This window comes from Sphingomonas sp. (genome assembly GCF_036387595.1).
GTDB lineage: Bacteria > Pseudomonadota > Alphaproteobacteria > Sphingomonadales > Sphingomonadaceae > Sphingomonas.
The window spans coordinates 38,737-53,929 of sequence record NZ_DASVTL010000033.1 but is presented as its reverse complement, the minus strand read 5'-3'; the positions used below and the strand labels follow the sequence as shown (position 1 = coordinate 53,929).

Below are 15,193 nucleotides of genomic sequence, written 5' to 3'. Positions count from 1 at the left end.
CATTCGTTTAAGGAAAGGACTGGTTCCATGCGGACTCTTTCGATCGCCAGCACAGGCATGCTGGCCCAACAGACCAATGTCGACGTCATCTCCAACAACATCGCCAACATGAACACCACCGGCTTCAAGCGTCAGCGCGCGGCGTTCCAGGATCTCCTCTATCAGCAGGAGACACGGGCCGGCACGTCGGCGGGTGGCGACCAGGCCAAGGTGCCAACCGGCATCCAGATCGGCGCCGGCGTGAAGACCGGCGGCGTCTACCGCATCACCGAACAGGGCGCGCCCCAGTCGACCGGCAACCGGTACGACCTGGCCGTGGATGGCCGCGGCTATTTCCAGGTCACCCTGCCCTCGGGCGAGACCGCTTATACCCGCGACGGATCGTTCCAGCTCTCGGATCAGGGCGAACTGGTCACCTCCGACGGCCATTCCGTCCAGCCGGGCATCACCATTCCGCCCGATGCGGTTGACGTGGCGATCAGCAAGACCGGCCAGGTGCAGGTGAAAACCGCAGGGCAGGTCGAGATGCAGACCGTCGGCCAGCTTCAGCTCGCGACTTTCGTCAACGAGGCGGGACTAGAGGCGCAGGGCGGCAACCTGTTCCTGGAGACCTCCGCCTCCGGCGCCGCGACGATCGGGGCACCGGGCGATCCGGGGCTCGGCACGATGATGCAGGGCTTCGTCGAGGCGTCGAACGTCAATCCGGTGTCCGAAATCACCGCGCTCATCACCGCACAGCGCGCGTACGAGATGAACAGCCGCGTCGTGAAGACCGCCGACGAGATGCTCGCCACGTCGAGTCAGTTGCGGTGATGCGCCCACTTCTCGCCCTCGCCGCGCTGTTTGCGGCCGCTCCGGCGGTCGCGGGAGAACCGGTGGCTGTGCCGGTCCTGGCGCATATGGCCGAACGCGGCACGATCCTGTCTGCCGCGGATTTCGAGGCGCAACCACGTGTTCCGGGCATGGCCGCCGGCGCGCTGGGCGCCGATGCGGCCGCCGGACGCGAACTCGTCCGCACCCTGCCTGCGGGCGCGGTGGTGCGCGCCGGCGACGTCGTCGCACCGCGTCTCGTGCGGCGCGGCGAACCCGTGACCGTCACCCTGCGCAGCGGCGGCCTGTCGATCGCCACCGGCGGGCGGGCGCTGTCCGCCGGCGGCATGGGCGACCTCGTCCGCGTCGTCACCGCCTCCACCAATCGCACCCTCGATGGCGTCGTCGAAGGCTCCGGCCGCGTCCGCATCGCCGCGCATTGATCCTGGAACCAATGGCATGATCCCCTATCGTATCCTCCTCCTGGCCGCTGCGGCATCCTCGCTGGCGAGCTGCGGCACCGTCGGTCGGTTGAAAGCCGTCGGCAAGACGCCCGCGCTTAGCGCCGCGGACGCCACCGATGCGCCCGCGATCGAGGAATCGCTGGGCAGCGCGGGGCCTACCCAACGCCGCCAGGCGCGGACCGCCGACGCCGCGCAGCCGCCGAGCGCGTCGCTCTTTCGCGCCGGCGCGGGTGCGTTCCTGGGCGATCAGCGCGCCGCGCGCACCGGCGACATCCTGACCGTCAAGATCAACGTCGCGGACAAGGCCGACCTGGGCAACAGCTCGGCCCGCACCCGCGGCGGTTCGGAAAGCGCCGGGATCTCCTCGCTGCTGGGCCTGGAAACCAAGCTGCCCGGCAGCGATCCGTCCAAGCTGGTCGCGGGCAATTCCAATTCGGATTACACCGGCACCGGCTCGATCAGCCGCAGCGAGACGATCAACATGACGATGTCCGCCATCGTCACCGACGTCCTGCCCAACGGCAACCTGCTGATCCGCGGCCGCCAGGAAATCCGGGTCAATTACGAACTGCGCGAGTTGATCGTCAGCGGCATCGTGCGTCCTCAGGACATCGCGCGCGACAATTCGGTCCGCCACACACAGATCGCGGAGGCGCGCATCAGCTACGGCGGTCGCGGCCAGCTGACCCAGGCCCAGCAGGCCCGCTGGGGCCAGCAGATCTACGACGCGCTGTTTCCGTTCTGAGGGGACGGGTCGGCGCAATGCTGATCCCTCCCCTCCCCTTCAGGGGAGGGGCCGGGGGTGGGGCCTCTCCGCGAGCCATACGCCGGCGGAAGCGCCCCACCCCAACCCCTCCCCTGAAGGGGAGGGGCGAAAACGATCTCCGCAAACCGTGATCCGAGCATCAAAGTTTTCGTGCTCCGCCCCGGCGTAAGTCAATATCAAAGCCTTCCGGCAAGACTTGCCGAGCCTTTTACGCACAAGCGGAAAATATTTCCGCCCCGGCGGTTTTGATAAACCATTATTTAACCATCAAAGTTTTCGCACCCACGCCCACCCAGGCGATTTCCTTCCCATGATGAAAAGCGGCCCGCGTTTCAGTGGGCCGTCCGAAGGCGGCGGGTCCGCTGCGGCAGCAGAAGCAGCCGATAAATTCCAGAAGGAAATTCATCATGGGTATGTCTGTAAACACCAATGTTGGCGCGATGGCGGCCCTCCAGGCCCTCAACTCGACCAGCAAGGGCCTGGCGACCACGCAGAACCGCATCAACAGCGGTATGAACGTCAGTTCCACCAAGGACGACTCGGCGGCCTTCACGATCGCCCAGAACCTCCGCGGTGACCTGGGTGGTCTGAAGGCGGTGACCTCCTCGCTCAGCCGGGCGAAGAGCGTGACCGATGTGGCGGTTGCCGGTGCGGAGCAGATCTCCGACGTCGTCAACCAGATGAAGACGCTCGCCAAGCAGGCCTCGGACAGCGGCATCAGCTCGGAAACGCGCAAGGCCTACAACGAGGACTTCAAAGCACTGACCAAGCAGATCGGCACCATCGTCGATTCGTCGTCGTTCAACGGCACCAACCTGCTGAAGACCAGCGGCGGCACCGTCAGCGCATTGCAGTCGCTGACCAACACGAATGCGACACCAGCAACGGCGTACACGCCGGACTCGCTGACTGTCGCAAACCAGGGTACGGATGGTGGGTTCACGCTCGCCACGACGGCGGCAGCAGGTGTCCTCAGCACGGCAGCGGGCGATGACATCGACGATGCCGACGGGACCAAGGCGAAGGCCATGGTCACCACGCTGGACTCGTTGAGCAAGAAGATCGGTACCTCGCTCAGCACGCTGGGTTCGGCGTCGCGAAACATCGACAACCAGCTCACCTTCTCGAGCAAGTTGTCGGACACGATCGAGAGCGGAATCGGCAATCTCGTCGACGCCGATCTGGCCAAGGAATCGGCGCGACTTCAGGCCTTGCAGGTCAAGCAGCAGCTTGGCGTACAGGCTCTGTCGATCGCCAACCAGGCGCCTCAGACGATCACCTCGCTCTTCCGTTAAGGCAGGGCAAAAGCCGGGATGGACCAGACGTCCATCCCGGCTTTTCTTTTTGATCGCTTGAGCGCGGTTGCTCAGCCAATTCGCAGACGAGCGGCCCTGGGAAGTCGATCCCGAAGGCCTTAAAAGCGCGATAACCAAAAATCTTTGCCATGTTCGACCACGGCCCTCGTTTTCTTCCCATGATGGTAGCAAGCACCTTTGGACGGTTCGTCCTGCGAGAGCGGGGTTGACCCGCGCCGCTGGAGCAGCCGCCACCTTGCAGAAGGAACGATTGTCATGGGTATGTCCGTAAACACCAACGTCGGCGCAATGGCGGCCCTCCAGGCGCTGAACGCCACCAACAAGGGCCTTGCAACCACGCAAAGCCGCATCAACAGCGGCTTGAACGTCACCTCCACGAAGGACGACTCGGCGTCCTATACGATCGCCCAGAACCTGCGCGGTGATCTGGGTGGCTTGAGAGCAGTGACGTCCTCGCTCAACCGGGCCAAGAGCGTGACCGACGTCGCGGTGGCCGGCGCCGAGCAGATCTCCGACGTCGTCAACCAGATGAAGACGCTCGCAAAGCAATCGGCCGACGAGGGTATCTCGGACGAGACCCGCGCTGCCTACAACAACGACTTCAAGGCGCTGCGCGATCAGATCGGCACGATCGTCAATTCGGCCGAATTCAACGGAACCAATCTGTTGAAGACCAGCGGCGGCAATGTCAGCGCGCTTCAGTCGCTCAGCAACAAGAGTGCGACGCCGACAACAACTTATGTGCCGGATTCGCTGAGCGTTGCCAATCAGGCTCTCGATCTCGTTCCAGCGCCAGGTACGCCTGTCGCCCAGACGCTGTATTCCGACTCCGACCTGATCGATCCCGCCGCAACGACACCGACGACGAAGGCCGCCAAGTCCGCAGCCATGGTCAGCACGCTCGACAAGCTCTCCAAGGATCTGGGCACCAAACTCAGCACGCTGGGTTCGGCATCGCGCAACATCGACAACCAGCTCACCTTCTCCAGCAAGCTGTCGGACACGATCGAAAGCGGCATCGGCAATCTCGTCGACGCCGATCTCGCCAAGGAATCGGCAAAGCTGCAGGCGTTGCAGGTCAAGCAGCAGCTTGGCGTGCAGGCCCTCTCGATCGCCAACCAGGCGCCTCAGACGATCACGTCGCTCTTCCAGTAAGAGCAGGCGTCCGGGGGGACGTTCCCCAAGCAACGGCATGGTTCTTCGAGCCGGAATGGATGCCCGTCCGTTCCGGCTCTTCTGCATCGGCATCGTAACGCTCGCACGTTTGGAACCATCCGGAATAGCTCGCAATCGGTTCAGCGGGCTGTGCGCACGCTCGCGTAATCATCGGGCTGCAACGAGCGGACAAGCCGCACCCAGTCCGAAATCGCCGTCCACGCGCGCGGTGACAGTTCCACGGTCGTGCGGCGGCGGTCGGACGATGCGCCCCCCTGCACGACCAATCCCGTATCTCGCAGAGCCACGACGTGGCGAAGCCCGGTGCTGGCCGTCAGCGCCGCGGCGCGACAGCATTCGGCAATGGAAGGCGTGATGCCCTCCTCGCCTGCGACGAACAGCGCAAGCAAGATGTCGGCCGCCGGCGACGTGGCACGCTCGCCATCCAGTTGCTGTCCAAGTCTCGATAACGCGTCGCGCAGACCGGCAAGCCAAACGCCCGCGCCCTCCGCCCCAAGCGCGGCACCGGCGGCCGTCCGCGCGCGATCTGCCCGCCGGCGATGTATTCTCGCCTCAAGCACGTTCGCGCGACGGCTGTCCAATTTTCTCGCGACATGGTCAGCCAGCTTGACGAGTAGCGCGCGATCGACGGAGGAAAATACCGCGCGGGGCGCGCGATCGATGATGCAGAGCGCGCCGACCGCTATACCGTGGACGTTGCGAACAGGCGCCCCCGCGTAGAAGCGGATGTGCGGCTCCCCGGTCACCAGCGGATTGTCCCGGAAGCGCGGGTCTCGCAGGGTATCGGCAATCACCAGCGAATCGTCGCCGGCAATGGCATGCGTGCAGAAGGACACGTCTCGCGACGTACTCGCGATCGTCAGGCCATAACGCGCCTTGATCCACTGCTCCTCCGCGCCGATGATGGTTATCAGCGCGATCGGAGCGTCGAAGAGAGCCGCGGCTAATTCGGTGATCTCGTCGAACAGACCTTCGGCTTCTGTGCCGCAGACCTCGTAATCGGGAAGCACTGCCAATCGCTGCGCTTCATCGCGTGGCAGAGGGTAGCGGCTCATGTGCAATCTATATAAAAATATTTTGGAAAGGTGTCCATCCGGCGGCGGGCGATGCTCGGAATAGATGCGGTTTCGGAGCGATCTAGCACCGCGCGTTAACCGATCGCTTCATATTTGCTTTTATTTGCAGAGGGGTGGCAGCGAATCCGTCGGCTGCAGTTTAATGCGAAGGAATGCGGATGTTCGTCTGGAAGAAGAAGCCTGCGCCGGTCACGCCGGTCGCGCCGCTTGCGTCCCCTGAACTTGCCGCCATTCGGCGTTCCCAGGCAGTGATCGAATTTGCGCTGGACGGCACCATCCTCGATGCGAACGACAACTTTCTGGCGGTCATGGGGTATCGCCTCGATGAAGTGGTGGGTCGACATCACCGCATCTTCGTCGATCCTATCCTTGCAAGTAGCTTGGAGTATGCGCAATTTTGGGAGCGGCTAAGCGCTGGAGAGTTCTTCGCCGCCGAGTTCAAGCGTCTTGCAAAAGGCGGCAAGCAGATCTGGATACAGGGCGCCTATAACCCCGTCTTCGACGCCGAAGGTCGTCCGTTCAAGATCATCAAATTCGCCACCGACATCACGGCCAACAAGATGCAGAGCGCCGACGATCGCGGGCAACTCGCCGCGATCGGCACGACGCAGGCGGTCATCACGTTCACGCTCGATGGCCATATCATCTCGGCGAACCCGCTGTTCTGCCAAGCGGTGGGGTATGCCGAGGGCGAGATTGTGGGCCAGCATCACAGCATCTTCGTGCGTCCCGAGGAACGTACCGGTGCCGCCTACCGCCAGTTCTGGCAGGCGCTGGAGGCCGGACAATGTATGGCCGGGGAATTCTGCCGTGTCGATCGGAACCGCCGGGAGATTTGGCTGCAGGCGTCGTACACCCCCATCCTCGATCCGGACGGCAACCCGTTCAAGGTCGTGAAATACGCAACGGTCATCACCGAACGTGTCGAGCAGCAGCAGAAATTCAATCTGTTGTCGCTGGTCGCCGACGGTACGGACAATTCGGTGGTCATCACCGACCGCGACCAGCGTATCATCTACGTCAACGATGGCTTTCAGCGTCTGACGGGGTACACGATGGAACAGGTGCGCGGGAAGGTGCCGGGCCGGCTGCTGCAGGGTGCCAGGACCGACGAGGCGACCGTTTCACGCATTCGCGAGCGTCTGGCGGCGGGCAAACCCATCTACGACGAAATTCTCAACTACAACAGTTCGGGCGAACCCTATTGGATCTCGCTCGCGATCAATCCCGTGCGCGATGCGTCCGGACGGATCGAAAATTTCATCTCTATCCAGGCGAACATCACCCCGACCAAGCTGGCCTCTCTGCAGTATAATGCCAAGCTCGACGCCATCGGCACGTCGATGGCGATTGCCGAATGGGGTGTGGAGGGGCTGCATCTGGCCTCCAACGCTTTCCTCGAAAGTCGTCCGGCGCCGAAACTTCAGGCGCTGCTGCAACCCGAATCTATCGCCGAATTGCTACGCGGTCGGCCGGTTCGGCGCGAAGTCACATGGCCGGGTGCCAAGGACCGCGCCCCGATCGTGCTGGATGCGATGTTCACGGTCATGACCGATCTGGAAGGTCAGGCGGAAAAGATCGTGATGTGTGCTGTCGACGTCACCCCGCGACAGCAGGCGATTGCCGAGACGTCGGGCGCGATGAAGGCAATGCTCGGCCGGGTCAGCACCGTGTGCTCCACCCTCGACAAGGTCGCCCGCATCACCAACCTGCTCGCGTTCAATGCCGCGGTGGAAGCGGCCCGCGCGGGCGAGGCGGGGCGCGGTTTCAACGTCGTCGCGACCGAGGTCGGCGTACTCGCGTCTCAGTCCGCCGAGGCAGTGGCAGAGATCCGCCAGTTGATCGACGACGGACACACTCAGGTCGCTCAACTCGGCGCCAAGATTCCCGAGCACCGCGCCGCGGCCTGAAGCCAGGAATGCGCCGCGGCCGGAGCCGCGGCCATTATGCGTTGCCCGACGTCACCCACGCCTACGCTTCACGCGATGCGGCGTTGCTCGGTGCGCTCGGCGTCCGACGTCCAGGTCTCGATCCAGGCGACGCACTCGGGCATCGGCATCGGCGTCGCGAAGAGATATCCCTGCACCAGCCGGTAGCCGAATTGGCGAACGCGCAGCAACTGCTCGGTCGTCTCGATGCCTTCGATGACATAGGCCAGACCCAGATTGCGACACAGGCCCGCGATCGCGCTGACGATCTTGTGGCCCGACGGATCGTCGAGCGCCGCGACGAAGCTGCGATCCACCTTGACGCAGTCCAGCGGCAGGCGGCGCAGATGGGTGAGGCTGGAAAAACCGGTGCCGAAATCGTCCAGGGCCACGCCGATGCCCAACGCACGCAAACGCTCGATCGCCGCGACGGCCACGTCGAAGTCCGTCATCACCGCGGTCTCGGTGATCTCCAGGGTGATGCGATTGTGCGGGAACCCACTGAGCGCGATCAGGTCGATCAGCGCCTGCACCGTATCGGGCGTGCCGATGTCGAGCGCCGACAGGTTGAACGACAGGCGCACTCCGGGGGGCAGCTGGACGGCATGCTCCAGCGCCTTGCCGAACAGGGCGCGAGTCAGGAGACCCACCATTCCCAGCCCTTCGGCGACAGGAATGAAGCGATCCGGGGGTACTCGGCCGAGTACCGGGCTGTTCCAGCGGGCAAGTGCCTCCACTGCGACCACGGTCATGGCGTGGGTGTCGATGATCGGCTGAAAATGGAGGTCCATCTCGACGTCGATATCCGCCGTCTGCAATGCCGCCTCGATAACCTGGCCCGATCGGATGTCGAGTGCGTGCTCGGCCGAAAACAGCGTGCAACTGCCCCGCTGGGATGATTTGCCGTGGTATAACGCATAGTCGCAGCGGTCGAACAGTTCGCGGCTGCTGCCGCCAGCGTCGGGAAATATCGCCATCCCGCACGAACAGCCGACCGCCATCCGCGCGTCGTCGACCTGCACCGGGCGGGACACCAGATCGCACAGGCTCTGGCCCAGCGCCACGGCATCTGCCTGACCGTCGAGGATCAGGACACCGAACTCGTCTCCGCCGAGACGCGCGATCACCATCTGATCGTCCGAAATCGCCAGCAATCGCGCGCCCACTTCGGCAAGCAGCCGGTCACCGACCGAATGGCCGTAATTGTCGTTGATCGGCTTGAACCGGTCGAGATCGAGCAGTGCCACCGCAAATCGTTCTGCGCTCTCGGTGCGGCTCGCCACGGTCGCATCGAGCTGTGCGAAGAAGAAACGGCGGTTGGGCAAGCCCGTCAGGCTGTCGGTATAGGCGAGCCGCGCATTGTCGCTCCCCAGCCTCTCGGCTTCGCATCGGCCCTCCTGAAGCGCGGAGCGAGAGCGCACCAGGCTGACGAACGTCTGAAAATTGCGGTTGAGCAGCCACAGCAGCAGCGCGGCCAGCAGTGCGACCTCGATCATCGCACCCGTCAGCAGCCATTGGCGACCGGATGCCAGAAACACGATATAGGGAACGGACACGGCCGGCGCGACGACAACGGCGGCCTGCGGCAGGTACATCAGGCAGAAGATGCAGCCGATTTCGCTGGTCGCCAGCAAAACGGTTATCAGCGGCAGCATCTGGTGATCGCCGTAGGAGGCCAGCGTTATCTTCCAGGCGCCCTCAATCGCTCCCAGCAGACCGGCGGTAAGAACGCCGCTGCGCAGGCGACGCAAGGCGAGTTCCGGGGCGATGTCGGGCAAGTCCGACCAACGAAGCCACACGATAGCGCGCGCCAGGCAGAACGGAACGACCACCGCGACCACGCCCAGGGTCAGGTATAACGGCATGCTTTCGAAATAGATGGCCGCCGTCACCACGGCGCCCAGCGCCATCACCAGGTACAGGAACGGCACCTGGCGGCTGACCGCACGGAATTGCGCGACTGCGACGTCGCCCGGCGTGCCGCCGAACTTCAACCAGCGCATCAATAGGTTCAGGCGGTGCATCGGCCTCACGATCGGGATCGACAATCCATCCTTATAGGACGATCGAGGCCACATCGGCCGCGGACCTTCTTCGGGACCAGGTCAGGTGGGGGTTGCGGCAACCTCGACCAGCAAGACCTTGCCGATCGCCGGCTCGCTGGCACGCAGCCCATCGCCGATCTCGGCCGCCAGACGGGCCGCATCGACCGGCACGAATGGCGACGCATAAAGGCGCGCATATTCGCTGACCGCGGCCAGCCCGCGTTCGCGCAGAGCCGGCAGCGCGAGGGTGATCCGCTCGGCGGCGGCCGCATCGGCGGCATTGAGCATCAGCTTCACGCGCAGCCGCCCGGACATGCGGTCGCCCTCGATGATCGGCACCACCAGCGCGGTGAACTCGACCAGGTGGAGCGCGCCACCGCCGCCTTCGGAGGCGGACGCCGTGCCTGCCGGCGTCGCGGCGAGGAGCGCGGCGGCGAGAAGCAGAGGCAGGCGGATCGCTGGCATCGAATTTCCATGAATAGAGGGGCGCTGGGCAGAACTCCGGGCGCCTCGTCGTCCGCAGATAAGGCGATGCGCCTATAATTCGGATGAACGACCAAGGTGAACGAACGATGAGCCACGATCAAAAGCCCGCACGCGCGCGCTTGGTCGCGCTGAACGCGGCGCCCCGGCGCCGTCGCGGCGATGCCGTGCCGATCGTACTCGACAATAGGCAGCCGAAGAAGCGCGGGGCCAGGCTGATGTTGGCGCTGTTGTTCCTGCTCGGCGCGGCGGCCGGCGGCGCGGGTTACGCCATGGTGCTGGCGTGATCCGCTTCGGCCTCACCATCGTCATGGCGGGCGCTGCGGCGGCGACGCCCCCGGCCGGCGATCAGCATCATGCGACACCCCCCGCCCCGGCGCAAACCGCACCCGCGCCGATCGCGCCCGGCTTCGCCGCGGTGCTGGCCGAGCGCCCGTTCGCCTCCGGCCCAGCCGCGTGGCACCGCATTCCCGAGGAAAAGGCCTGGGCAGCGATCATGGCGTCGTCGCCCGACGATCGACAGGATCGCCGCTGGTCCTATGCCGGCAGCCTGATCGCGCAGGGGCGCGGTGCAGAAGCGCTCGGCGTTCTTCAGGTCATGCACGACGACGACGACGACCTTCTACTGGTGCCGGCGTGGCGGCGGGCGCGCGGCGTCGCTGCCGCACAGATCGGTCATGCTGCCGATGCGCTGGCCGCGCTCGGCGATCCGGCGCTGCTGCGCGATCCCGAATCGTGCTTCTGGCGGCTGCGGATGCTGGTCGCGAGCGATCAGCCGCGCGCCGCGCTGGCTCAGTTCCGTTGCGCGCGGCCCGCGCTTGGCGGGCGCGATCCCGGTCAGCAGCGCGCATTCGTCACCGATGTGGGCACGGCTGCGGTGACGCTCGGGCTGCACCGGGAAGCGCTCGCATGGCTTGCCGCCGCGCGCGACGGCGATCCCGCCGCGAACCTGCTGCGCGGCAAGGCGTCGATCGCGCTCGGCAACCCCCAAGAGGGCCGGTTACGGCTCGCACGCGCGGCAGTGAGCGGCAACGCCGAGGAACGCGCCGCCGCGCAGCTCGGGCTGATCGAGACACGGATCGCGGCGAAGGGCCGAGCCGATCCGGAGACGCTCAAGCAGCTCGATCATCTGATCTTCAGCTGGCGCGGCGGCGCGGTGGAGCACCAGGCGCTCCGCCTGTCGCTGCGCCTCGCCGAGCAAGCACACGACACGCCGCGCCACCTCGCAGCGGGGGCGGCGCTGTTCCGCTACGTACCTGCCGATGACGGCACGGCCAAGCTGGTCACCGGGCTCCAGGCCGCGCTGGCTTCCGCGCTTGCACCGACGTCGCGGATGCCCGTCGATCAGGCGGCAGGGTTGTTCTGGGACTATCGCGACCTGGCGCCTGCGGGCAGCGATGGTGACCGGCTGGCCGAAGCGCTGGTCAACCGGCTGATGGACGCCGGGCTATACGCACGCGCCGCGGACCTCCTCCAGTTCCGCCTCGCCGCGCGCGCTCTGGACGTCGAACAGGGACCGCTATCGGTACGAATCGCCAGCCTGCGCATCCTGGCGGGAACGCCGGCCGCCGCGGTGCGCGTCATCCGATCGACAGACGCCACACCCTACCCGGCCGACATGCGCGCGGATCGCCGCCGCGTTGAGGCCGCCGCGCTCGACTTGCTGGGCAAATCCAGCGAGGCGCTGGCGGCATTGTCTGACGTGCCCGACGCGGGGCCGTTGCGTGCCGAAATCTATTGGCGTGCGCGTGACTGGGCGCATCTGGCGGAGGTCGGCGGCCCTGCCCTGCCGGCGCCCGGGCGGCTGAGCCCGATCGGCCAGGCCGTCGTGCTGCGCCATGCGATCGCGCTGGCAATGCTCGGCCGCGAAGAGGCGCTGGCCCGACTGCGGGGGCGGTATGCCGCGGGGTTCGCGTCTCTGCCGACCGCACCCGCCTTCGCGCTGCTGACCGGCGATGCCGGCGCGACCGATCCCACGGCGCTGGGCAAGGCAATGGCGGCGTTGCCATCCGCCAGCCCGTCCGGTGCCTTCGGCGATCTTCTGGAAAACGGCAGCGCGGCGATGCAGCGTCCGGCCGGCAAGATCAGCGCAGGAAGTTGACCAGGCTGAGGCCGGAAAGCTGGCTGAAGACCGAATAGCTCGCCTGCAGGACCGTCTTCTGCTGCGCCAGATCGATCGAGATCTGGCCCCAATCGGCATCCTCGTTACGCGAGATCACGTCCTTGAGAAGCACCGCGCGGTCCTCACCGCGAACGGCGAGGCGTTCGACCTGCTCTTGCTTGCGGCCGTTCTCGGCGTTGATCGCGCGGACTTGGGGCAGCGCGGTATCGATCTGGGCGATCGCCGCCCTCATTGCATCGGTTTGTGCGACCGTCGGGGTGGCGCCATAGGGGCCGGCCTCCGCCAGGGTACGGAACGCGGAAAGCAGGCCGCTGCCGAGTTCGTTTGCGGTGACGCCATAGACGACGTCGACACCGTCGCCGACGCGTGCCGCCGCACGCACGCCGTCGTTGGCGAATGCGGTGGCGGGCGTCGCGCCGATGGCATCGTTCAGCGTCAGCAGGTTGAAGGGCGGCGTATCGGTCTGCGCGCCCGCGAACATCGGCGCTTCGCCGTCGCGACCGTTGATCGCGCCGCGAAAAAGGTCGAACGCCCCTTCGATCGCACCTTGCATCCCTGGGGTCTGGCCGGTGCCGAGCGCGCTTACTAACTTCTCCCGCAGTTCGGCGGCGTTGTTGTCGATGGCGGTGATGTTCGCGTCGTAGAGCGACAAGGTCGTGCCGAGTTGGTTTGCGGCGCTGACCTGAGCCTCCTGCCTGGCCAGCAGGCTTCGCGTGGACAGCGTCCGAACCGCTTTGGAGCCCAACCCCGCCAGGTCGGACACCCTCTTGCCCGAATCGAGCTGGATCTGGGTCTCGCCCAGCTTCTTCTGCGCTTTCTGGATGGAGTTCGACAGCGTGCGCTGGAGCGGGATGGTGGCGACGCGGATCATGCGTTGTTCCTTTAGCCCAGCATGCCGAGCAGGGTGTCGTACATGGCATTGGCACTGGTCATCACCCGCGCTGCCGCGGAATAGCTGTTCTGGAGCACGACCATCTGGGCCAACTCCTCGTCGATGCTGACGCCGGAAAAATTGTCACGGCGAGCGATCGCGTCGTCGCGGCGCTCGGTCGTTTCGGCCAGCTTGACCTGCGCACGCGCCGCAGAGGTGCCGGTGTCGCCCAGAACGACGTTGGCGAAGCGGCTGATCGAATTGAAACCGTCCTTGCCCAGGTCGAAGGGATCGGTGAGCGAATCGACGAAGTTGGTGGCGCTGCGACGATCGCCGGTGCCGAGCGCCTTCTGGCCAGGCAAGACATCCTGCAACAATGCGAGTGGCAGCTTGGCTGGACTCGCGTTGATGTCGCGGCGAACCTCGGAGGCCTGGAGTCCGCTTTCGTCGCCGGTCAGGCCGACGATGGCCGAGAAGCTGCGGCCTGTGCCGCCGCGATCGGTATCGTCCGACAGGATCGACAAGGTCGATCCCGCCGCCAGTGCAGTCGGTTCGAATTGCAAACGGCCCTTATCGTCGAAATCGAACGCACCGTAAGCGGCCAGCGGGCTGCCGTTCAGCGCGGTCTTCAGATCGCCGAAGCTGGTGCCGGTGCCGCCGCTCAGCGTGTAACGCGCGACCATCTTGCCGCTCGTGTCGCGCAACGCGATCTCCGCGGCCTCGCCTGCCGCAAAGCGGTGCGGATCGGCCGTAGTGAAGCCCGAGGAGGTCAGCGTCGAACTGTCGCTGCGCACCAGATCGTTCAGCCCGAAATACTGCGAGAAGCCCGCTCCGGCACGGTCACTCGGAGCAGTCGCATCCTGCGCGACCACGACACCATTACCCGCAGCGGCAGCGCTGAAGACCAGCTTGCCGGCCGAAAAGGATACGGTTCCGGCGCCCCCCAGGCCCGTGTTGATCGCGCTCACCGCATCGTCGACGGTGACGCCCGGTGGCCCGGCCAAAAGGTCCAGATTCGAGAAATCGACACGGGTCTTGGCGACCAGCGTGCCGTCCGCCTTGGTGACCGCAAAGGTCGCAGCGCCCGTGAAGCCCAGTCGATCGGCCCCGGTCAGCGCGGTCGCTCGCCCTTCGAGCGTGCTCGGGGCGGGCACCGCAGTGCCGTTGTTGGAAGCCGTATTGAGCGCGCGCGCAAACCCGCCGAACAACGTCCCAAGCCGCTCGGCGACCGCGGGCAGCTGTCGGTCCCGCAAGTCGATCAGCCCGCCGAGCTTGCCGTTGACGCCGGCGGAATCAATCTTCTCGCCGGTGGCGGCGCCGATCTTTCCGTCCGGATCGGCGAAGCGCACGTCGATCGACGGATATACGGGCTGCGCGACGCCGGTTCCCTCCGGCGCATAGGTCAGTTGGCGCAGCCGCTTGTCGACGAGTTGCAGCCCCGCCGTAGTGTCGATGTTGATCCGCCCGTCGGCCTGTTCGCGCGCGGTTATGCCGATCAGGCCGCTCAGTTCCTCGATCGCCGATACGCGCAGGTCGGCCGAACCGGCCGAACTGCGGCCCTGCCCGTCCAGCCGCGACACCGCATCGTTGAGGTCGTAGATGTTGCGCAGCAGCGTGTTGACGCGCTCCACGGTATAACCCACCTCGCCCTCGACATCGATGCGCAGGCCATCGATGTCCTTGTCGAGCTGGCGCATCGATTCCAGCGCATCAGCAACCTCGCCGACGAAAGCAGCGCCGGTCTGTCCGCCACCGGCGGTGCCCACCATCGCGGTGGCCGCGCTGGAGACCGCATCGAGGCGCGCGGGCAATCCCGACTCTGCGCCAGACGCTCCAAGCAAGGTTTGCAGGCGATCGAGATAGTCGGAGGTCGCCTCCGCCCGGCCCGCGTCGGTGGCGCGCGCATAGACGGTGCTTTCCAGAAACCGGTCGGCGACGCGGTTGGGTTCGCCCACCTTGACGCCGCTCGTCCGGCCGGCCGTGACGGCCGTCTCCAGCGATACCCGCTCGCGCGCATAGCCGGGCGTGTTGACGTTGGCGATATTGTTCGAGACCGTGCGCATGCCGGCCTGGGACGCGCCCAGGCCGCTGAGCGCGGACGATAGGATATCGCTGAGCGACACGGTTCAAACGCCC

13 protein-coding genes are annotated in these 15,193 nt (G+C 65.7%); 8 read left to right on the top strand and 5 right to left on the bottom strand.

Annotation, left to right across the window (positions count from 1 at the left end):
* Positions 1–27 precede the first annotated feature (27 nt).
* The 5 genes from flgG (at position 28) to VF643_RS02860 (ending at position 4,511) form a co-directional block, all read left to right on the top strand.
* Entirely contained in the window at positions 28–813 is a 786-nt protein-coding gene (gene flgG, locus VF643_RS02880; RefSeq protein ID WP_331041858.1) for a flagellar basal-body rod protein FlgG, read from the top strand.
* 62 nt (positions 814–875) lie between these two features.
* Positions 876–1,253: a flagellar basal body P-ring formation chaperone FlgA gene (gene flgA, locus VF643_RS02875; protein ID WP_331041857.1), complete on the top strand. Its 378-nt coding sequence runs from the start codon at positions 876–878 to the stop codon at positions 1,251–1,253.
* 16 nt (positions 1,254–1,269) lie between these two features.
* Positions 1,270–2,019 carry a flagellar basal body L-ring protein FlgH gene (gene flgH / locus VF643_RS02870; protein ID WP_331041856.1) on the top strand — a complete coding sequence of 250 codons (750 nt, stop codon included), beginning with the start codon at positions 1,270–1,272 and terminating at the stop codon, positions 2,017–2,019.
* A gap of 428 nt (positions 2,020–2,447) precedes the next feature.
* The gene (locus tag VF643_RS02865) at positions 2,448–3,335 is read left to right on the top strand and encodes a flagellin (RefSeq protein WP_331041855.1); all 888 of its coding nucleotides are present in this window, start codon (positions 2,448–2,450) and stop codon (positions 3,333–3,335) included.
* Between the two features lie 276 nt (positions 3,336–3,611).
* Complete coding sequence (locus VF643_RS02860; RefSeq protein ID WP_331041854.1) at positions 3,612–4,511, top strand: flagellin; 900 nt, start codon at positions 3,612–3,614, stop codon at positions 4,509–4,511.
* Between the two features lie 140 nt (positions 4,512–4,651).
* Here the strand turns inward: VF643_RS02860 and VF643_RS02855 are convergent, their stop codons facing one another.
* Positions 4,652–5,587 carry a GAF domain-containing protein gene (locus VF643_RS02855; RefSeq protein WP_331041853.1) on the bottom strand — a complete coding sequence of 312 codons (936 nt, stop codon included), beginning with the start codon at positions 5,585–5,587 and terminating at the stop codon, positions 4,652–4,654.
* Between the two features lie 179 nt (positions 5,588–5,766).
* Here VF643_RS02855 and VF643_RS02850 point away from each other — a divergent pair, with 179 nt between their 5' ends.
* Complete coding sequence (locus tag VF643_RS02850) at positions 5,767–7,518, top strand: PAS domain S-box protein (RefSeq protein WP_331041852.1); 1,752 nt, start codon at positions 5,767–5,769, stop codon at positions 7,516–7,518.
* A gap of 68 nt (positions 7,519–7,586) precedes the next feature.
* Here the strand turns inward: VF643_RS02850 and VF643_RS02845 are convergent, their stop codons facing one another.
* Both VF643_RS02845 and VF643_RS02840 read right to left on the bottom strand, forming a co-directional pair.
* The gene (locus VF643_RS02845; protein ID WP_331041851.1) at positions 7,587–9,560 is read right to left on the bottom strand and encodes a putative bifunctional diguanylate cyclase/phosphodiesterase; all 1,974 of its coding nucleotides are present in this window, start codon (positions 9,558–9,560) and stop codon (positions 7,587–7,589) included.
* A gap of 81 nt (positions 9,561–9,641) precedes the next feature.
* Positions 9,642–10,046 (bottom strand): hypothetical protein, encoded by a 405-nt coding sequence (locus VF643_RS02840; protein ID WP_331041850.1) that lies wholly within the window; start codon positions 10,044–10,046, stop codon positions 9,642–9,644.
* A gap of 107 nt (positions 10,047–10,153) precedes the next feature.
* Here VF643_RS02840 and VF643_RS02835 point away from each other — a divergent pair, with 107 nt between their 5' ends.
* Together VF643_RS02835 and VF643_RS02830 are read left to right on the top strand one after the other, a co-directional pair.
* Positions 10,154–10,351 carry a hypothetical protein gene (locus tag VF643_RS02835; protein ID WP_331041849.1) on the top strand — a complete coding sequence of 66 codons (198 nt, stop codon included), beginning with the start codon at positions 10,154–10,156 and terminating at the stop codon, positions 10,349–10,351.
* On the top strand, positions 10,348–12,165 hold the full coding sequence (locus VF643_RS02830; protein WP_331041848.1) for a hypothetical protein: 1,818 nt from the start codon (positions 10,348–10,350) through the stop codon (positions 12,163–12,165). The genes VF643_RS02835 and VF643_RS02830 overlap by 4 nt, the downstream gene beginning before the upstream one ends.
* Here VF643_RS02830 and VF643_RS02825 read toward each other — a convergent pair.
* Together VF643_RS02825 and VF643_RS02820 are read right to left on the bottom strand one after the other, a co-directional pair.
* Positions 12,149–13,057, bottom strand: coding sequence for a flagellin (locus tag VF643_RS02825; RefSeq protein WP_331041847.1), 909 nt, complete (start codon positions 13,055–13,057; stop codon positions 12,149–12,151). The two genes, VF643_RS02830 and VF643_RS02825, sit on opposite strands and share 17 nt — an antisense overlap.
* 11 nt (positions 13,058–13,068) lie before the next feature.
* Positions 13,069–15,180 carry a flagellar hook-associated protein FlgK gene (locus VF643_RS02820; RefSeq protein WP_331041846.1) on the bottom strand — a complete coding sequence of 704 codons (2,112 nt, stop codon included), beginning with the start codon at positions 15,178–15,180 and terminating at the stop codon, positions 13,069–13,071.
* Between the last annotated feature and the right edge of the window lie 13 nt (positions 15,181–15,193).